A 20644-nucleotide genomic window follows, 5' to 3' on the forward strand; every position below is an offset into this window, starting at 1 on the left:
CGACCAGGTATGCACCTAGTGGCTATATCGGCCTGGCGGGCGGGGACTTGAGTGCTGAAGGCAGGTTGAAACGCGGTCAAAAAAAAGTGAGAGGGGCTTGCCCCCTCCCACATTTGGATCGGTTTACACCTGATGGGTCAGGCTGATTTTTACACCGCGGTTACTGGCTCAACACCACATCGCGCATCGCCGGGATGTAACCGTAGTCGTAAGCCTCCTGCACAAACGAGCGATCGCCCTTCAAGACAATCCTCACCGTGGGCGCTTCGGTGCCGCCGATGCGGAAGTCGTCACCGGTGGTGGGCACGCTGTCGATAAAGGACGTCACCAGGCCGTTGGGCATCACGCAATGAGAATAGGTCTGGAACGGCTGCGAAGGTGGGTTGCCGAGTACCAGCCCGGACGCGTTCATCGGCGTGTAAGGACCAAACAGATGATCGCCAACAAAGCCGTAGACGCCATCAGGGCCGGTCACCCCATCCGCGTAGGTGAATTTATGGCTGATGGTGAACAGGTAGTATTTGCCGTCCTGGAACACATAATGCGGCCGCTCGGTTTGATCGTTCACCCCCACGGCAGTGACCAGCGGCGGCAGGATTTCCCATTCGTCACCGGCAAGGTCCTTGGCGACCGCGAGGCCGATGCAGCCGACCTGATAGCGCGCGCCACCCACGCCCTCATGCCCGGGCGGCACCAGGCCCAGCTCATCCGGGCCCACGTCGTGGGTGCCGCGTTCGCCGGCGACGTTGCCTTCAAACACCATGTACAACTTGCCATCCACCGGGTCGATAAACGGGCTGGGGTCGCGAAAGTTCCAGGTCGAGTTCTGCGCTTCGGTCTGGTAATAGGTGCCGTCCGCTTCGAATAGCGCCTTGACCTGGGTGAAACCGCGTAGCTCCACACCGTTATCGGACGTGACGACTTGGCCCCTGACCTTGGCGATGGTCGCACCTGGAGTCACACAGGTGTAATACAGGTCGATGTCGCCGCCGTTGTTGAGCAGGATCGGCGTGCCGGCCCATTCACGCGTGGTCGGCGATACCCCTTCGGCCATGACCCGGCCGCCGAAGATCCAGTCCTTGCCGGTGCGCGAGTACCAGTAGCAGATGCGCGCATGGCCATGGCGATCTTCCCAATCGCGTTTGATGTCGTAGCGGCCGTCGGCATTGATGAACTGTGGATCGTGGGGACGACGGTCGGCCGTCAGGGTGAAAATAACGGACCAGCCGTCGACCGACACCACCGTGCCATCCAGCGTGCGCAATGGCATGGTGTCCCAGATAAAGACTTTGTCGCTCATCACTGGAAAGTCGCCAGGCACCAACGGCTGGGTAGTGGTCGGGTCGTTTTCGTTGACTTTGAGCGCATCGGCGCGCGTCCAGCGAGTGGGGATGATCGTTGTGTGTTTCATCATTAAGTCCTTTTAATACCGGTGAGTTAGTCCATGACTGCACACAGTGCCTTGGGTGGCTGACATGACCCTTCCTGGGTGATCAGCACTTAAACACTGTGTTTATATACAGTATTCAGCGTTCGCCACGCCGTCAACCCTTACGCAAAAAAAATGTGGAAGGGGGCTTGCTCCCGATTGCGGTCCGTCAGTCATGGAGAGGTCGACTGAACCACCGCTATCGGAGCAAGCCCCCTCCCACAGGGGTGCTGGAGTGCCTGTTGAATCCTATTTGGAAACCGGCATCGCAAACTCCGCGCCCTGTTCGATGCTCTCCGACCAGCGCTGCATGATCGACTTCTGCTTGGTATAGAAGCGCACGCCTTCAGTGCCATAGGCATGCATGTCGCCAAACAGGCTCTTCTTCCAGCCGCCAAACCCGTGCCACGCCATCGGCACCGGGATCGGCACGTTGATGCCGACCATGCCCACCTGAATGCGCCGGGCGAATTCGCGGGCGATGTTGCCGTCGCGGGTGAAGCAACTGACGCCGTTGCCGAATTCGTGGTCGTTGACCAGTTGCACGGCTTCGGCGAAGTCGTTCACGCGCACGCAGGCCAGCACTGGGCCGAAGATTTCTTCGCGGTAGATGCTCATCTCTTGGGTGACGTGGTCGAACAGCGTCGCGCCGAGCCAGAAGCCGTTTTCCAGGCCGGCTTCGGTGGGCACATAGTCACGCCCATCGAGCAGCAATTGCGCGCCGGCCTGCACGCCTTGTTCGATGTAGCCGCTGATGCGTTCCAGGGCAGCGCGAGACACGATCGGGCCCATTTCGGCTTTCAGGTCGCGGCCGTCGGTGATGCGCAGTTGCTTGGCACGCTCGCTCAGGGCGGCGATGACCTTGTCGCCCACATCGCCGACCAGCACGGCCACGGAGATGGCCATGCAGCGTTCGCCGGCACTGCCGTAGGCGGCGCCCATCAGTGCGTCGACGGTTTTTTCGATATCGGCGTCAGGCATCACCACCATGTGGTTTTTCGCACCGCCCAGGCCTTGCACACGCTTGCCGTGACGCGCACCGGTCTCGTAGATGTATTGGGCAATCGGCGTGGAGCCGACAAAGCTCACGGCCTTGACGTCCGGGTGTTCGATCAGCGCGTCCACCGATTCCTTGTCGCCTTGCACCACGTTGAACACGCCTTTGGGCAGGCCGGCTTCGCGCAGCAGTTCGGCCATGAACAGCGATGCACTCGGATCGGTAGGGCTTGGCTTGAGGATGAAGGTGTTGCCCGCCGCGATGGCGATCGGGTACATCCACATCGGCACCATCACCGGGAAATTGAACGGGGTGACACCCGCCACCACACCCAGGGGTTGGCGCATCGTCCAGTTGTCCATGCCACGGGACACCTGGTCGGAATATTCACCCTTGAGCAGGTTGGGAATGCCGCAGGCGAATTCGAGGATGTCGATGCCACGGTCGACTTCACCCTGGGCGTCGGTGAAGACCTTGCCGTGCTCGGCGACGATGATGCGCGCCAGGTCGTCCTTGCGCTCACGCAGCAGGTGCAGGTATTGGAACAGCACACGGGCGCGGCGGATCGGCGGGGTGTCGGCCCAGCCGTCGAAGGCGGCCTGGGCGGCGGCGACGGCTTCGGCCACGGTCTGGCGGCTGGCCAGCGCGACGCGTGCGGTTTTTTCGCCGGTGGCCGGGTTGAAGACGTCCTGATAGCGATCATCGCGGCTCACGCGCTGGTCGTTGATGTAGTGCTCGATGGTGGTGGTCATGGCAGTCGATCCAGGTGGGTAGCGGTGGAACACACCTTAGGCTTTCGCTTTGTTCCAAACCAGAGCAGAATCCTGAACTTATTGTCCATAAACGCGAACAATACACCCATGGAAAAAACTGAGATCGAGGGGCTTTGGACCCATATCCACTGGCTGTCGGTGCTGGAAGAGCAAGGCACCTATACCGCCGCCGCCGCGCGCCTGGGGGTGAGTAAATCGGCGGTGAGCCAGCGCATTTCCGATCTGGAAAAAGCCACCGGCACACGGCTGGTCACGCGCACCACGCGCAGTGTGCGCTTGACCGATGCGGGGCTGTCGTTGACCCGTGAAGTGCGCAGCGCCTACGCGCAAATCGCCCGCGGTTTTTCGTCCGTGCGCGACTCGGTCGGGGAGATTCGCGGGCTGGTGCGGCTGACCGCGCCGGTGGCGTTCGCCAGGCAGCAATTGGTGCCGCATCTGTCGGAATTTTTACAGCAGTACCCGCAGGTGCGTATCCAACTGGATGTGTCCGATGCCTTGAGTTCGCTGGCCGCCGAAGGTTACGACCTGGCCGTGCGCCACGGCTTCCAGGTGCCGGAAACCCACGTGGCGTGGAAGCTCTGCGACACCGGCTCGGTGCTGGTCGCCAGCCGTGATTACCTGCAGCGTCACGGCGAACCGCGCGCCCCCGGGGACTTATCCGCCCACAACTGCCTGTTTTACCCTCGGGGCACCGACCAACCGGCGTGGACTTTCGAGCGCGGCAGCCAGAACGTCGAGCGTCTCACCGTGCCCATCGCCGGCAGTTTCGCCACCAACAACAGTGAAGCCCTGCGCGATTCGGCCCTCAACCACCTGGGCATCGCCCTGCTCCCGGACTTCAGCGCCCACGCCGCGCTGGCCAACGGCACGCTGGTACAAGTGCTCAAAGACTGGACGCTCAAGGGCGCCTTTGCCGATGAGATCTACTTGATCCGGCCGTACTCGCCCCACGTACCGAAGTCGGTGAGCGCACTGGTGGGTTATTTGAAGGAAAAGTTGTCGCTTGGTTTTCGCTACGGTGGGTAAAGCTGACCGTGCACCGTTTGAAGACGTGACCAGCCATGACGTTTTTGCACAACGCATCGGTATTTTTAGGCGTTCATCTTCAGATTTATGCATGCCTATACTCGGTCCGGCCTGCTGTTGAGCCGCAGGCAGCCGCACAATAAAAAGGTCCCTACAACAATAATCAAGGACACCGACCATGACGCATCCCTTCCTGGCCGCCCGGGATTTCCTGCTCGCGCACCGCACCGACTATGCCACTGCCGTCCGTGACTTCCGCTGGCCGCAGTTGGATGCGTTCAACTGGGCCCTGGACTACTTCGATGTGATGGCCGAGGGCAATTCGGCCAACGCACTGTGGATCGTCGAAGAGGACGGCAGCGAGCAGCGCTACAGCTTCGCGCAATTGGCTGCGCGCTCGAACCAGGTGGCCAACCATCTGCGTGCCCTCGGGGTGCGTCGTGGTGAACGGGTGTTGTTGATGCTCGGCAACGACGTGGCGCTGTGGGAAACCATGCTCGCCGCCTTCAAGCTCGGTGCCGTGGTGATCCCCGCCACCGCCCTGCTCAACCCGGATGATTTGCGTGACCGTATCGAGCGCGGCCAGGTGCGCCACCTGGTGGTGGGTGCGGCGCATGTCGATAAGTTCGTCGGCCTGGGCGACGGCTGCAGCCGCGTTTGCGTGGGCGCGGCGCCCGCGGGTTGGGTCGCGCACAGCGCCGCCTTCAATTACCCCGAGCAGTTCCAGGCCGAGGGCCGCACCCTGGCCACCGACCCGATGCTGCTGTATTTCACCTCCGGCACCACGTCCAAACCGAAGATGGTGCTGCACAGCCACCAGAGCTACCCGGTGGGGCATCTGTCGACGATGTACTGGATCGGCCTGCAACCGGGCGACCTGCACCTGAACATTTCGTCTCCGGGCTGGGCCAAGCACGCCTGGAGTTGCCTGTTCGCCCCCTGGAATGCCGGTGCGTGCATCTTTATCCATAACGTGGCGCGGTTCAGCGCACAGGCTTTGCTCGGCGCGCTGCAACACTATGGCGTGACCAGCCTGTGCGCCCCGCCCACGGTGTGGCGCATGTTGATCCAGGAAGACCTGGCCAGTTACAAGCCGCGCCTGAGCCTGCGTGAACTGGTGGGTGCCGGTGAGCCGCTGAACCCGGAAATCATTGAGCAGATCCAGCACGCCTGGGGCTTGCCGCTGCGCGACGGTTTCGGCCAATCGGAAACCACCGCCCTGGTCGGCAACACCCCCGGCCAAGTGCTCAAGCCGGGCTCCATGGGCCGCTCATTACCGGGCTACCGCGTGGCGCTGCTCGACCCCGATGGCGTGCCCGCCGGCGAAGGCGAAGTGGCGCTGCCCCTGGATGTGCGCCCGCTCGGCTTAATGCTGTGCTACGAGGACAGCCCGGAAAAAACCGCCGAAGTGATGCGCGACGGTTACTACCGCACCGGCGATACCGCGCAGATCGACAGCGACGGCTACATCACCTTTGTGGGCCGCGCCGATGACGTGTTCAAGGCCTCCGACTACCGCATCAGCCCGTTCGAACTGGAAAGCGCGCTGATCGAACACCCGGCGGTCATGGAAGTGGCCGTGGTGCCCAGCCCCGACCCGCTGCGCCTGGCGGTGCCCAAAGCGTTCCTGATCCTGGCCCACGATGCGCCGGGCAGTGCGGAGCTGGCCGCGCACATCCTCGCGTTTGCCCGCGAGCATCTGGCGCCCTATAAGCGGGTGCGCCGTATCGAGTTTGTGAGTGAACTGCCCAAGACCATTTCCGGGAAGATCCGCCGGGTGGAACTGCGGCAGATGGAGGTGGTGCGGCGCCAGGGGCAGACGCGGGGCGAGCACGAGCATTTCGAGGAGGATTTTTCTTGAGGGCAAAACCTGGTGTTGCGGCAGGCTACCAGTGGTACCAGATGCTCCAGATAATTGAGGCACCGAACCATATAGCTCCAAAATTATAGGGCCACAACGCCCAACGCTTAAGGGATAGGGGGATGGCGGCCAGCTCGGCTTCGGTCACATCCCCTCGCTTGATATGCGTTTTGGGCATCGCCAACAACTGATTGATCAGGCACATGCGGTGAAACCTGTCGATATGGGTATTTCTGCCCCAAAAACGTTTGTTATCGCAGACCACCTTGTTCTCGCTGAAGTAGCTTTCCAACTCTTCGAGCTTTGTGTATTCGGCGTAGAAAGTGAGCCCCGAGAAAACCAGGCACGCTGCAAATACAAGAACTGTAAAGATGAGAAAAAAATCCATGGTTAGGCGCCTTCTGGTTGATAGATAAAGTCACCATCGATCTCCAGGATGTTGCCGCCCAGAAATGCGCCCCCGTCGCCAAATATATTGCCTCCCGCATACCCTCCCGCAGCGCCGCCAATAACTGCACAGGCCAACGCACCGTTTCCTTTAGCCGCAACGCCCAAAAGAATCGTACAGACTTGAGAGGCGAATTTTGCACCGAACTTCCCTCCTCCATAAGCTCCCGCCACGCCAGCCACCAACCTCCCAGTCTCCACATACTTGGCCCGCCGACACTGCGCCTCTCGCCCTTCGACACACGCTTGCTTGATCTCCAACCCTGCCACTCCCACATCCATCGCCAATCCCACGTACGTCCCCTTCCCCAACCATTTCGACGTCTGCGCAATCGCCCGCATCCGCTGCGCATACCCGGCAATCTCGCCCTTGTGCAGATAGCTTTTGGTGGAAATCCCCAGCACCTTCTTCAACGCCTGATTGCCCCGCAACCCCGTGCCAAATCGCGCCGCGCCTTGCAGCTGGGTTTCCAGCAGCCCGAACAGGACCTTGCGCTGGTGAAAAAACGCTTCTCGATCCAAACCGCCCTCCCTCAGGCGCTGATGCAATCGCTCGATCTCCTCCAGCGTATGCGCCACCTCATCCAGATGCCGTGACCATGCCGATGTTGCGCTGCCGATGCCCAACGAGCTGTACCCCAACAGGCTTTGCAACAAGTCATAGTCATTGACCACCTGGGTTCCGCCCGCATTGTCCAGCTCCCGGCGAATCGCCTGCGCCTGACGCACCAGCCAGGCCTCCTCCATGGAACAGCTGGCGCTGTAGGCATCGGGAATAATGACCAACTGCCCGGGCATCACCAGCCCACGGCGCAGATGATGGTTCAACACATCGAAATGGTCCGAGCGTTCCCGACTCAAACCGCTGGCCATCAAGCGGGATTTCAAGCTCTGGTAGTCCGCCGTGCGGTCGTTGATATAGCCCTGCGCCATGTCCTACATCCCAGGAGGCAATGAAGATGGCGTCGGAATATAAGCAAGGGAATAGACCCCGGACACAAGCCCAGGGGGTCTGAATTACATTTGGGAAGTTGCCTACATTTCAGGGAAAAAGCGCCTACGCAAAAGCCGCACTTGAACCTCGACGGACAACTGCCCCCATTCAGGGCAGTGCCGCCAAGCTGCGGTGTGACCGTGCGAAACCGGCCCCGCGCGAGTGGTGAAGGGGTGCCGCTTACAGGTCGTAACGCAACGCCATGCCAAAGGTGCGTGGCGCTCCCGCATCGATGATTTCGTCATCGCGGTTGTTGGTGACGTAGCGCTTGTCGAAGGCGTTTTTCACGAAGCCCGACACCGCCACGTGCTGGGTGACTTTGAATTCGCTGCTGAAATTGGCCAGCACGTAGTTGTCACTCCTGCGCTCGCCATTGACCTTGCCCGCCGCATCGAACTCGTACGCGGACGGGGTCGTGCTCTGATACGTAACGTCGGTGTTGAAGGTCAGGCGGTCGTTGATGCGATAGATGCCGCCCACCGACATCTTGTACTTGGGCGCGTACAGGAACGCCTGGCCACTGCGGTCCTGGCCATTGCCCGCGATGAAGTCCTTGTATTTGCCGTCGGTGATCGCCCCCCCGACGGTCAAGGTCAACTGCTCGCTGAGGTCTTTTTCGACGAACACTTCCAGGCCCTTGATATCACTGCGACCGGCGTTGTAGACGTCAATGATATTGGTGTTGGCCTGGCGCACGCTGACCTGTTGGTCTTTCCAGTCGGTGTAATACAGGTTGGCGCGGGCGCGCAGGGTGTCTTCGAAGAATGAACCGCGGTATGACAACTCGTAGTTGGTGGTGTACTCAGGGTCGTACGACTGGTGGCCGCTGCCGGAGCGCACATTCACGCCGCCGCCGCGATAGCCCTTTTGCACCATAAAGCCCAGGTACTGGCCGGCGGCGAGTTCGTAGTTGATACCGAGTTTGGGCAGCACGGCGGCGAACGACTTGTTGACCTTGGCGGCGTCGGACAGATCGTCCTGCTTGATGTCAGTGTCGTTGGTCTCGTGGTCGTAGCGCAGGCCGGTGACCAGCGTCCAGCGCGGGGCAAAGGTCCAGTTGACTTCACCGAACAGCGCTTTGTTTTCGATAGTCGTGTCGCCTTTGACCGTCGCTGCCAACTCACCAGCAGACAACAACCGGTCGTGGAAATTGTTGGTGTTGTGGCCGTAGTAGGCCCCGATGAAACTCTTCACCGTGTCCGAGCTGTAGTTGAGGCGCAGTTCCTGGCCGAACAGTTTGCCATCCTGCTTGCGCAGAATGACGTCGTTGTCCACGGCGTTCTGGTCGAAATCCAGGCGGTTGCTGTAGTCCGAATTCGTGTTGGTGGTGAGGCTGGTCAGCGACCACTGGTCGTCGAGGCGGTAGTCGAGCTTGGCGCTGACGGTGTCCTGGAGAAGGTTGTCGAACGCCTGGGTGTTGGAAGACACCTTGTAGTAACGCACCTTGTCCGGGTTGCGGATGACCGAGTTGTCACCCTGGCGGTGTTCGTTGTGGGCATAGGTGAGCAAGACGTCGAGGTCGTCGCTGGGCGTGATCAGCAGCTTGCCGCGTGCATTGCTGGTGCGATGGGGGTTGGCGTCCTTGCCGAGCGCGATGTTATCGATATAGCCATCGCCATCCTGGTAATCCAGGGCGATGCGCCCGGCGATCTTGTCATCGACAATGCTCCCGCCGCCGGCAACCGCCGCGCCTTTTTCACCGTAGTTGCCCACATTGGTTTGCGCCGAAAAGCTGGGTTGGAACGTCGGGTTGCGGGTCTGCACCACCACCGCACCGGCCAGGGAGTTGCGCCCCTGGGTGGTGGATTGCGGGCCGAGGAAGACCTCGACTTGCTCGACATCCCACAATGTCGTGGGGCTCAGGGTCAGGGTACGGTTGGGTTGCACGGCGCCGTCCACATACACCGACACAGCGCCGTTGAGGGTGGCCGGGCCCTGGTCGTCGAAACCGGACACCGGCACACCGCGAATACCCCAGTTTTCGTTACCGGCCTGGCTGTACACGCCCGGCGTACGAGCGAAGACATCGACCAGGCTGTGGTCGGCCTTGTCGCGCAGTTGCTGTTCAGTCACCACCACTACGCTGGATTGGGTTTGCTCAAGGCTGCGGTTGATTTTTTCCCCGCTCACCGTGATCGGGGCAATTTCCAGGGGGGCCGTTTCAGCCGCCCAGGCGCCACCTGTCACGCACACCACCGACCCTACCGCCAGTGCAATTGTATTCTTTTTGAAATTCACGCCCGCGCCCCTGTGACCGATCATTATTGTTTTTGCGGCGTGCCAAAAAGCAGCCAAACGCCAGCAGGGCGGAGTTTAAGGGATACCCAACAGGAAGTGAATGTAATTGATAAACAATATCATTCGTCATGAATGCGCATTCGTGTATCCGATTGATTACATCGGCCCTGCGTCAGCGTGATCCGGCCGCAACGCAGTCAGAAATCGACCGTGGCCGACAGCTGCAACGTACGTGGATAACCCGGCGAAAACGCCCCATACGACGCCACACCCGACCAATACTCGCGATCAAACACGTTCTGTACGGTCGCGCGCAAAGTGGTGGGCCGCCCTTCTATCTTCGTCACATACCGCGCGCCCGCGTCGATGCGCGTCCAGGAATCCAGCGCCTGGGTATTGGCCTGATTGACGTATTGGCTATCGGTGTAGATCGCGCCGCCGGTGAGGGTAAAGCCTTCCAGCCACAGGGTGTCGTACTCGGCCCACAGGTTGGCCTGGATGTCCGGCACGCCCACGGGTTTGTTGCCACGGTTGGCTGCGGTGGCGGACTTTGTCAGCTCACCCTCAAGAAAGGTCACGCCGCCCATCAACCGCGTGCGGGGTGCCACTTCGCCGTACGCGCTCAGTTCGACGCCACGGTTGCGCTGCTCGGCCTGTACCGAATACACACCATTGGCGCCCAGTTCGCCGCTGGGCTTTTCGATCTGGAACAACGCCACGCTGGTCATGAAAGTACCGTGCTCATACTTCACGCCCAGCTCATGCTGCTTGGACTTGTACGGCGCAAAGGTGTCGCCGGCGTTGCTCGCCGTGCCTGGGGCGGTGTCGCCTTTGCTCAGGCCCTCGACATAGTTGTAGTAGAGCGACACGTCATCCCACGGCTTGACCACCACGCCCACCAGCGGCGTGGTCGCGTTGTCTTTGTAGCGTGAGCTGACCGCGCCCGCGGCGTTGTAGTTACGTGACTCAATCGCCTGGCGACGCACGCCCAGGGTCAGTTGGATGCGCTCATCCAGAAAGCCCAGGGTGTCCGTCAGCGCCACGCCGGACAAATCCGATTCGGAAACGCGCAACACCCGGGGCGCGTTGATTGATTGCTTGGGCGCGTCCACCGGGTGATACAGATTGGAGCGAACCAGCGTGCCACTGTTGATGCCACGGGACAGTTCGTCCTGGTAACGGGTTGCCATCAGCGTAGCGGTATGGGTCACCGGGCCCGTCGCGAACAACCCGCGCAGGCCCACATCGGCGGTGGAGCGGTCAACGTTGAACTTGTAGTAACCGGGCGTGTTGCTGGTATCACCGGCGGCGTTGAGAATTTGTGGCACCTGGTCGGACATGCGCTTCACATCCGACCTGCCGCCACCGGCGTGGGCGAACACGGTGAGCGAGTCGCTCAGGTCATATTCGCCGCCGAGCAACGCCGACTGCTCCTTGGTGTCCGACCAGCCCCACTTCTGCGGCAGGCTGGTGCGGCCGTTCGCGGCAGACGGCACGTCCGCGCCCGGCGCAATGGTGAAAGGCCGCGAAGCGCCTTCAAAGCTCTCTTTCTGACTGAGGTAATCGAGGTTCAGGCGCAGCCGCTCGCCGCGATAATCCAGGGCGATGGCGCCGATACCGACATCGCGGTTCTGGCTGTCCACGGCAGTGTCGCCGCCCTGGAGGCTACCGTTGAAGCGCACGCCAAACTGGTTTTCGTCGCCAAAGCGCCGGCTGATGTCCAGGTGGCCACCCACTTGGGTATCGGAGGCGTAACTGCCGGTGAAGCGGGTCAAGTCCTGATCCAGCGGGCGCTTGGGCACGATATTGATCACCCCGCCGACGCCGCTGTTGGGTGAAATGCCGTACATCAACGCTCCCGGCCCCTTGAGTACTTCGACGCGTTCGGCGTACTCGGTAAATGCACGGTAGTTGGGCGCCACGCCGTACACGCCGTCATACGCCAACTCGCCCAGGTTGCCCTCGCCGATCGCAAAGCCACGCACGAAAAACGAGTCGACGATACCCCCGGTCTGCCCGGTGGAACGCACCGAGGGGTCGCGCTCCAGGGCATCGGCCACGGTCACGGTTTGCAGGTCGGCGAGGGTCTTGGCGGTGTAGCTGGTAACGCTGAACGGCGTGTCCATCACATCCTTGTTGCCCAGCATGCCCAGGCGCGCGCCACGGGCCACCTGGCCACCGGCGAGCACATCGGGCAGGTCGGTGGGGCCGGTGTAGCGAGCGTTGACGTTCGTCGCGTCAAGGGTCAGGGGCGGCGGGCTGTCGTCGGTCGGCTCGGCGATAGCGGCCCAGGCGTTGCTGCTGGCAGCCGCCAGCAACAGGGCGGTACGAATGGCGAGTGTTAACCGGCTGGCAACAGGCATGGCGTCAGGGTCCTTTCATCGAGAGCAGAGGGGAATTACTGCTGATGCCAGCCGACGCGCGAAAAAGTATCACCTGCCCTGCGTTTTCTTTCGAACCAGGCGGTCGCCGCGTGCGCGATTGCAATGCGCGGCGGTTGTCATTTAGTATTGGGAATACTTCTCAGTTGCACGAATCCGCACCATGAGCGACAGCCTCCCCGCCCCCAACACCTCTCACCTGCGTGCAATCGAGGCGCTGTACAGCGGCCATCACGGCTGGCTGTACGCCACGCTCAAACGCAAACTCGGCAACGCCATGGATGCGGCGGACCTGGCCCAGGACACCTTCACCCGCATCCTCGCCTCCCAGGTCACGGTGATCGACCAGCCCCGCGCTTATCTGACCTGCGTGGCCAAGGGCATCCTGGTCAACTGGTACCAGCGCAAGGCGTTGGAGCGTGCGTACCTGGAAGCGCTCGCCAGTGTCCCGGCCCACGAGGTGCCGTCACCGCAAGCGCACTTCATCGTGCTGGAGACCCTGCACGAAATCGACGCGATGCTCGACGCGCTGCCGCCGCTGGTCAAGCGTGCGTTCCTGCTGTCGCAGCTCCACGGTCTCAAATACCAGGCCATCGCCGAGCAACTGGGCGTGTCGCTGATCACCATCAAGCGCTACATGAAACAGGCGTTCATGCAATGCCTGATGCGGGTCGAATAAGTGCTCAGCCTGGGCAAGGAACCGCCGCTGCCCGCCGATGTTCTGGAAGAAGCCGCCGAGTGGCTGATGCGCCTGAGCGAAACCGACCTGAGCGCCAGCGAGCGCGCCGAATGGGAACGCTGGAAGGTCAGCAGCCCCGAACGCGCTCGCGCCTGGACTCGGGCCCAATTGCTGCAAAGCACGCTCGGTGGCCTGCCGCCGTCCCTGGCGATGTCGACCCTGGACCGCCCAAGCAACCCGCAACGCCGCGCCGCCCTGGGCAAACTGGCGCTGCTGTTGGCGGTGATGCCGGTAGGCTGGGGCAGTTGGAAGCTGACACAGTCCCAGCAATGGACAGCCGACCACCGCACCCGCGTCGGCGAACGCCGCGAACTGACCCTGGCGGACGGCTCGCGCGTGACCCTCAACACCGACACCGCCATCGACGTGCTGTTCGACAGCCAGCAACGCCTGCTGCACCTGCGCGAAGGCGAAATCCTGGTGCAGACTGCCGCAGACACCGCACGCCCGTTTCTGGTCAGCACGCGCGAGGGCCGCCTGCAGGCCCTGGGCACGCGTTTTACCGTGCGCGAACTGAACGAACGTACCCACCTGGCTGTGCTCGAAGGTGCCGTTAAAGTAGTGCTGGCCGAAAACGACCAGCGGCCGCCGTTGATCGTCAACGCCGGGCAACGCATAGACTTTTCCACTCAACATTGGGGCGCGCTCAGCCCCACTGATCGCAATGTCGGTGCCTGGACCCAAGGCATGCTGATGGCGGACAACATGCGCCTGGCCGACTTTGTCGCCGAACTGACGCGCTATCGCCGTGGCTTCGTGCGCTATGACCCGGCGATTGCCGACCTGCGCATTTCCGGCGCGTTCCCCATCGCCGACACCCAGCGCACCTTGAACATGCTGGTGCAAACCTACCCGGTTCTCGCCAGCGGCCATCTGAACGGCTATTGGGTCACCCTGTCCCCGGCCTGACAGCCGCAACAATAAATCCGCGCCGGGTGATACTTTTTTTGATCTCGACTGGCAAACACAAGCCCCCTTCCCTCTTATCCATAGGGCTGCCTTCCATGCTTGTCATTCGCAGCGCGCTGCTCAGCCTGGCCCTGGCCGGTACCGCCCTGGCGGACGTGCCGGCGCCATTGGAGACGGCGCGGGTGCGTGCTTATCAGATTGCCCCCGGCCCGCTCGGAGCCACGCTGTCGAGTTTTGCCATGGAGGCCGGGATTGCCCTGTCGTTCCTCCCTGCCCTCACCGAAGGCCTGACCAGCCCGGGTTTGTCCGGTAACTACTCGCCCCGGCAAGCCATGAGCCGGTTGCTGGCCGGCAGCGGCCTGGAGGCGGTACTGCGCAACGACGGCAGCTACACCCTCGTATTGCGCCAAGTCACGCTGTCGGACACCACGGTCAGCGGCGTCGAGCCACGCACCAACAGCCTGCCACCGCTGTACTCCGGCAACCAAGTGGCCACCGGTGGACGCCTGGGCATGCTCGGCAATACCGACATCATGGACGCGCCTTTCAGCGTCAGCACCTACAGCGCGGCGCTGATCAAGGACCAGCAGGCGACCACCGTGGGCGATGTGCTGGAACGCGATTCCTCGGTACGCTCCACCGGGCAGACGGGCGGCATTGTCGACTCGTTTTTCATCCGTGGTTTTCCGGTAGGTGAAGGCAACCTCGGCGAGTTGGCATTCGACGGTGTGTACGGCGTGGCATCCAATTACCGCGTGTTTACCGATTACGCCGAGCGCATCGAAGTGGTCAAGGGCCCCGGCGCGCTGCTGTACGGTATGGCGCCCAACAGCGCGGTAGGCGGGGTGATCAACATCGTGCCCAAGCGCTCTCTCGATGAAGACCTGACCCGTTATACCGCCAGCTACGCCCAGGATGCGCACTGGGGCAACCACCTCGATATCAGCCGACGGCTTGGCGAGGCGCGGCGCTTGGGCGTACGCATCAATGCCAGCGTGCAGAATGGCGACACGGTGATCGACCAACAGTCGCGCAATATCGACATCGGCGCCCTGTCTCTGGACTACCAGGGTGAACGCCTGCGTACCAGCCTCGACCTGATCTCCCAGCAAGAGACCTTCGATGCGGCCTCCCGCCCGTTCCTGATCGATAGCGGCGTGGCCATCCCAACCGCCGCCAACGGCCGCACCAACGTCAGTCAGGACTGGGGCTGGTCGCGCACCCGGGACAAATCGGCTTTGCTCAGCGGCGAATACGACCTCACCGAGGCCCTCACCGTGTTCGCCCACGCCGGCGGCGGCAAATCGGCCGTGGCGCGCCTGTCCGACCAGACCCCGAGCATCGTCAACGCCGCCGGCGACACCTCGTCGATCCCCGGCTACTACCGCTTCAACGTGCAGCGCTACACGGTCGACGTCGGAGCATGGCTGCGCTTTGACACGGGGCCGATCAGCCACCGCAGCACGCTACAGGCCAGCCGTTATCGCGATGAACTGTCGCGGGGGATCATTTCTGGTGCGCCGGTACTGTCGAATATCTATCACCCGGTGAACCGGCCAGAACCGTCGATTGCCAAGCCGGATATGCCCAAAGTCTCGGCCTCCGAACTCTCCGGCGTCGCCATCGCCGACACCTTGTCGATACTCGACCAGCGGGCGCAGATCACCCTCGGCCTGCGCCAGCAGCGTATCCAATCGAGCAACTACAACAACGCAGGCGCCGTCACCAGCGCCTATGACGACAGCCAGATCACACCGCTGTTTGGCGTGGTGCTCAAGCCCTGGGAGCATGTGGCGTTCTACTACAACGCTCTCGAAGGCCTGAGCAAAGGTGACGTGGCGCCCTCCAATGCCGCGAACGCGGGGAGGTCTTTGCGCCTTACGTGTCCAAACAACACGAAGTCGGGGTCAAGATCGACTACGGCACGTTCATGTCGACCCTCGCACTGTTCCAGATCCACAAGCCCAGCGGCGAATTGGCCGCCGGGCGCTTTTCGGTACAGGGCCAACAGCGCAACCGCGGCCTCGAACTGAGCGTGTCTGGCGAAGTCACCCAAGGCACGCGCCTGCTCGGCGGCGTGACCCTGCTGGACGCGCGACTGACCAAGACCGCGAATGCCGCCAACCAAGGCAACGCACCGGTGGGTGTGCCCAAGGTGCAAGCCAACCTGTGGGCCGAATGGGACACGCCATGGGTCGAGGGCCTGACGCTCACCAGCGGCGCGCTCTATACCGCCCGCCAGTACGCCAACCAGGCCAACACGCAACAGCTCGATGCCTGGACACGCTTCGATATCGGCGCGCGCTTCAGCACCCGCATCGCCGAACAGCCAACCACATTTCGCGCCACGGTACAGAACCTGTTCGATCGCCAGTATTGGTCAGGCGTTGCCTCATACGGCGCGTTTTCCCAAGGCTCGCCACGCACGTTGTCGTTGTCGGCTACGGTTGATTTCTGATCGAGACCGACAGTCAAGGCCACACAAAAAAAGCCCGCAAGCGCACCCACATGCACTCACGGGCAACACCAAGCGACCTGCTTCAAAAACGTGGTTTGACGGTTTTCCAGTCCGGTTGATAACGCCGCATCTGTTTCACATCGTCGCGCTGGCGAATGCCGCAGCTCAGGTATTGATCGTGCAGCATGCCCAACTGGTCATGGTCCAGTTCCAGGCCCAGCCCCGGTGCGCGGGTGACCTGCACGCAGCCATCGATGATCGGCAATTTGCCGCCCTTGATCACTTCCTCGTCCGGTTCCTGCCACGGGTAATGGGTGTCGCAGGCGTAGTCGAGGTTGGGCACCGACGCGGCTACGTGGGCCATGGCCATCAGGCTAATGCCCAGGTGTGAATTGGAATGCATCGACACGCCCAGGCCAAAGGTCTGGCACATCTTCGCCAGCACCTGTGTGTCACGCAGGCCGCCCCAATAGTGGTGGTCGGCGAGTACGATCTGCACGCTGTCCAAGGCCACGCTGCGCCGAAATTCGTCAAAGTCGGTCACGACCATATTGGTCGCCAGGGGCAAGCCGGTGCGTTTGTGCAGCTCGGCCATGCCGTCCAGGCCGGGGGTCGGGTCTTCGTAATATTGCAGGTCGTCACCAAGAAGTTCAGCCATGCGAATCGAGGTTTCCAGCGACCAGTTGGCGTTCGGGTCGATGCGCAATGGCACGCCGGGGAAAGCTTTCTTCAAGGCCTTGATGCACGCCACTTCATGTTCGGGCTCCAGGGCCCCGGCCTTGAGCTTGATGCTTTTGAAGCCGTAGGTTTCGAGCATGCGCCGGGCCTGGGCGACGATCTGTTCTTCGTTGAGCGCTTCGCCCCAACTGTCGGGCTTGTAGGGCGAGTCGATGTGCTGGGCGTATTTAAAGAACAGGTAGGCACTGAACGGGATCCGATCGCGAACCGCGCCACCGAGCAGGTCCACCAGCGGTACATTCAGCGAATGCGCCTGCAAGTCGAGAAACGCCACCTCGAACGCCGAATAGGCATTGCTCACCGCCTTGCTCGCGTGGGAGCCCGGCGCCAGCTCGGCACCGGCCAGGCTTGCCGGTTTATGCGCCGCCACCGTGGCTTGCACAATGGCGCGCAGTTGGTTGAGGTTGAACGGATCGAGCCCGATCAGCTGCGACTGCACCTGTTGCTGGATCGCCAGCGCCGGGGCATCGCCATAGCTCTCGCCGAGGCCGATGTAGCCGGTGTCGCTCTCGATCTCGATGATCGAACGCAGCGCGAAGGGTTCGTGAATACCGCTGGCGTTGAGCAATGGCGGGTCACGGAAAGCAATCGGGGTGACGGTAACGCGGACAATTTTCAAGAGGCGGCTCCCTGTGGACCTGGACGCATGGCGTGATGATGAGAAGAAGGAGTTGGCCCTCGAGGCGTGGCGCGGGCAAAGAACACCATCACCGCAGCCACCAGCGAGGTCGCGGCGAGGCCATACAAACCACCCTCGATGGACCCGGTGGTCTGCTCCAGCAACCCGAAAGTGGTGGGCGCCACGAAACCGCCCAGGTTGCCCACCGAATTGATCAAGGCAATTACCGCCGCCGCAATGCGCGCATCCAGGTAGCCCTGAGGGATCGGCCAGAACAGCGCCGAAGCCGCCTTGAAGCCGATCGCGGCAAAACAGATGGCGACGAAGGCAAACACCGGCCCGCCGGTGGTGGACATGAACATGCCGAACGCGGCGATCACCAGCATCAGCGACACCCACGCCTGCTGGTGTTTCCACTTGCTGGCCAGGGATGCGAACCCGTACATGGCGACGATCGAAATCAACCACGGAATCGAGTTGAACAAGCCCACCTGGAAGTCGCCCAGATTGCCCATTTTCTTGATCATGCTCGGCAACCAGAACGTGGCGCCGTAGATGGTCAGGGCGATGGAAAAGTAAATAAAGCAGAACAGCGCGATCTGTTTGTCGGCCAGCAGCTTGAACATCGATGGCCGCACGCTCTGGCTCGCCTCGCGTGCCTGCTGCTCAAGCGCAATGGCGCTGACCAGCGCGTGTTTTTCGTCGTCGCTGAGCCACTTGGCCTGCTGCGGGTGGGACTGCAACCAGAACCACACACACCCACAGAGCGCGATGGAAGCAAAACCTTCGATCAGGAACATCCACTGCCAGCCGTGCAGGTTAAGACCGCTGACATTAAGCAACGCCCCCGACACCGGCCCGGAGATCACCGAGGCGATGGCCGAACCACTGAGAAAAATCGCCATGGCCTTGCCGCGCTCGCTGGCCGGCAACCATTGTGTGAAGTAATAGATGATGCCGGGGAAGAAACCGGCCTCGGCGGCGCCCAGGATGAACCGCAAGATATAGAAGCTGGTTTCCCCGCGCACAAACGCCATCGCCATCGCCGCCGCGCCCCAGGTGAACATGATGCGCGTCAGCCAAGCCCGCGCGCCGTAGCGCTGCAGCAGCAGGTTGGAGGGCACTTCGAAGATCGCGTAGCCGATAAAAAACAACCCGGCCCCCAAGCCGTAGGCCGCCGCGCCGATGCCCAGGTCGGTTTCCATATGGCTGCGTACGAAACCGATATTGACCCGATCGATGTAATTGACGATGAACATCACCACGAACAGCGGCAGCACATGGCGCTTGACCTTGGCCGCCGCGCGGGCAAGCACGGTCGGGTCTGGCGGACTCTGGAGGATATCCACGGGCAACTCCCATTGATTGTTTTTTTAAGGGACGAGTCGATGATGGACGCCGAGGATTGTTCCCGTCTAATCTAACCTGACATGCGATTGATACCGGAATTAGATCAATGTTTGAGCTGACGCAATTGCGCTGCTTCACCACCGTGGCCACCGAGCTGAATTTTCGCCGCGCCGCCGAACGGCTGAACATGACCCAGCCGCCACTGAGCCGGCAGATCCAGTTGCTGGAGCATCACCTGGGGGTGGAACTGTTTACCCGCACCACCCGCAGCGTCGCGCTCACCGCCGCCGGCCGGGCCTTTTTCATCGAGGCGCAGAACCTGCTCGAACGCGCCCAGCAAGCGGCCATCACCGCGCGGCGCTTTGCCGAAGGCGATATCGGCACGGTCAATATCAGCTTCGTCGGCAGCGCGGTGTATGAGTTCCTGCCCAAGGTGATCGCCGAAGCGCGGCTCAAGCAGCCGCAGGTAAAGATCGACCTGTCCGAGATGAACACCTACCAGCAATACGAAGCCCTGCGCGCCCGGCGTATCGACCTCGGCATCGTCCGCGCACCGCTGCTGGAACCGGGCTACGCCACCGAATGCCTGGTGCGCGAACCGTTTGTACTGGCGGTGCCGAGCAGCCATCGGCTGGCACACGCCGATACGGTGAGCGTGCAGGACCTGGATGCGCAGCCCTTTTTGATGTACGCCCACGCCGCCTACCCGCCGTTCAACGAACTGCTCACCGGCCTGCTGCGCTCGGCCCGCGTCGCGCCGCAATACGTACAGTGGCTGGGCTCGTCACTGACCATCCTCGCGCTGGTCAACGCCGGCATGGGCCTGGCCCTGGTGCCGCGTTGCGCCAGCAGCGTGGTGTTCAAGAACGTCATGTTCCGCGACATCGACCTGGGCGAAGGCGCACAGAGCGAACTGCACCTGATCTGGCGCGAAGACAATGACAACCCGGCGTTTGCCATGTTGCTGGAAGGGATTCGCAGCGCGGTGCGCGAGGGCTGGGCGTGAGTGTCGATGACCGACAGGCCATTGTGGGAGGGGGCTTGCTCCCGATAGCGGTGGGTCAGAAGAAAGTCACGTGACTGATTCACCGCTATCGGGAGCAAGTCGAATCATCGCACCGCCCCACCCACATTTGCAGCACGTTCGGCGTTGCATACCGGTCGGCTCTAAGGCCGCCGCGCTTTTGATCTTGATCTTGGATCGCCCCGTCAAACACGCTGGCCGAAATTCGATATTGATTGGGGGGGCAAACCGGCAGGGATGCCGGTTTAGCCGCCCCGCGCCATGGATGGCGCGTGGCGGCGGCCCCCAAATCAATGTCGGATTACGGGCACACCGAGCCTGAGCGAGGTGCCGAGTGTTGGGGCGAAGGCTTTTTGGTTACTTTTGTGCCTTTACAAAAGTGACACGCCGTAAGGGCGTAACCCTAAGTGGCCGTTACCGCAGCAACGGATATGTACTCGATCTGATCCAACATCCTGGCCGGCTGTCAGGTCGCTATCGGGAGCAAGCCCCCTCCCACAGGGGATCTGCGCTTGACTGACTGGCATTGGGGCAAGCCCCCTCCCACACAGGCAGCCAACCACCAAAGCCCGACGCAGTCACCCAATCCTGTTGAATACTTGCCTGATCCTCTGAACTTGAGCCCCATCAGATAGATAGCCCTTGCGCCGTAGTCTAGAGT

General features: G+C 61.9%; 13 protein-coding genes and 1 pseudogene. 6 read left to right on the forward strand and 8 right to left on the reverse strand.

Going from position 1 to position 20644, the window contains the following annotated elements; all coding sequences use genetic code 11:
- Positions 1-160: 160 nt before the first annotated feature.
- Positions 161-1411 carry a glycoside hydrolase family 68 protein gene (locus AB4N98_RS01955; RefSeq protein ID WP_065877868.1) on the reverse strand — a complete coding sequence of 417 codons (1251 nt, stop codon included), beginning with the start codon at positions 1409-1411 and terminating at the stop codon, positions 161-163.
- Between the two features lie 267 nt (positions 1412-1678).
- Positions 1679-3178 carry a CoA-acylating methylmalonate-semialdehyde dehydrogenase gene (locus AB4N98_RS01960; RefSeq protein ID WP_460149192.1) on the reverse strand — a complete coding sequence of 500 codons (1500 nt, stop codon included), beginning with the start codon at positions 3176-3178 and terminating at the stop codon, positions 1679-1681.
- Between the two features lie 108 nt (positions 3179-3286).
- Between AB4N98_RS01960 and AB4N98_RS01965 the strand changes: the two genes are divergently transcribed.
- A complete protein-coding gene (locus AB4N98_RS01965; RefSeq protein ID WP_017528359.1) occupies positions 3287-4225 on the forward strand; it encodes a LysR family transcriptional regulator in 939 nt (312 codons plus the stop codon).
- 178 nt (positions 4226-4403) lie between these two features.
- The gene (locus AB4N98_RS01970) at positions 4404-6086 is read left to right on the forward strand and encodes an AMP-binding protein (protein ID WP_137220188.1); all 1683 of its coding nucleotides are present in this window, start codon (positions 4404-4406) and stop codon (positions 6084-6086) included.
- A gap of 25 nt (positions 6087-6111) precedes the next feature.
- On the opposite strand, the gene AB4N98_RS01975 is transcribed toward AB4N98_RS01970, so the two are convergent.
- The 4 genes from AB4N98_RS01975 to AB4N98_RS01990 all read right to left on the reverse strand — a co-directional run bounded on the left by AB4N98_RS01975 (position 6112) and on the right by AB4N98_RS01990 (position 12128).
- A complete protein-coding gene (locus AB4N98_RS01975; RefSeq protein ID WP_065877864.1) occupies positions 6112-6474 on the reverse strand; it encodes a hypothetical protein in 363 nt (120 codons plus the stop codon).
- A 2-nt stretch (positions 6475-6476) separates the two neighbouring features.
- Positions 6477-7466, reverse strand: a complete 990-nt coding sequence (locus AB4N98_RS01980) for a hypothetical protein (RefSeq protein ID WP_065877862.1) — start codon at positions 7464-7466, stop codon at positions 6477-6479.
- 241 nt (positions 7467-7707) lie between these two features.
- A complete protein-coding gene (locus AB4N98_RS01985; RefSeq protein WP_065877900.1) occupies positions 7708-9765 on the reverse strand; it encodes a TonB-dependent receptor in 2058 nt (685 codons plus the stop codon).
- Between the two features lie 197 nt (positions 9766-9962).
- Positions 9963-12128, reverse strand: a complete 2166-nt coding sequence (locus AB4N98_RS01990) for a TonB-dependent receptor (RefSeq protein WP_068932187.1) — start codon at positions 12126-12128, stop codon at positions 9963-9965.
- A 181-nt stretch (positions 12129-12309) separates the two neighbouring features.
- Here AB4N98_RS01990 and AB4N98_RS01995 point away from each other — a divergent pair, with 181 nt between their 5' ends.
- From AB4N98_RS01995 to AB4N98_RS02005, 3 genes and pseudogenes are all read left to right on the forward strand, one after another.
- A complete protein-coding gene (locus AB4N98_RS01995) occupies positions 12310-12825 on the forward strand; it encodes a sigma-70 family RNA polymerase sigma factor (RefSeq protein ID WP_017528353.1) in 516 nt (171 codons plus the stop codon).
- Complete coding sequence (locus AB4N98_RS02000) at positions 12826-13794, forward strand: FecR domain-containing protein (protein ID WP_460149194.1); 969 nt, start codon at positions 12826-12828, stop codon at positions 13792-13794.
- Between the two features lie 95 nt (positions 13795-13889).
- A pseudogene (locus AB4N98_RS02005) lies at positions 13890-16252 on the forward strand (TonB-dependent siderophore receptor).
- A gap of 82 nt (positions 16253-16334) precedes the next feature.
- Here AB4N98_RS02005 and AB4N98_RS02010 read toward each other — a convergent pair.
- Positions 16335-17609 (reverse strand): glucarate dehydratase family protein, encoded by a 1275-nt coding sequence (locus AB4N98_RS02010; RefSeq protein ID WP_017528350.1) that lies wholly within the window; start codon positions 17607-17609, stop codon positions 16335-16337.
- A complete protein-coding gene (locus AB4N98_RS02015; RefSeq protein ID WP_065877848.1) occupies positions 17606-18958 on the reverse strand; it encodes an MFS transporter in 1353 nt (450 codons plus the stop codon). Before AB4N98_RS02015 ends, AB4N98_RS02010 begins: the two co-directional genes overlap by 4 nt.
- Positions 18959-19065: 107 nt before the next feature.
- Between AB4N98_RS02015 and AB4N98_RS02020 the strand changes: the two genes are divergently transcribed.
- Positions 19066-19965 carry a LysR family transcriptional regulator gene (locus AB4N98_RS02020; protein ID WP_017528348.1) on the forward strand — a complete coding sequence of 300 codons (900 nt, stop codon included), beginning with the start codon at positions 19066-19068 and terminating at the stop codon, positions 19963-19965.
- The last annotated feature ends 679 nt before the right edge of the window (positions 19966-20644 follow it).

The sequence above is a fragment of the Pseudomonas sp. S3_E10 genome, assembly GCF_054667615.1.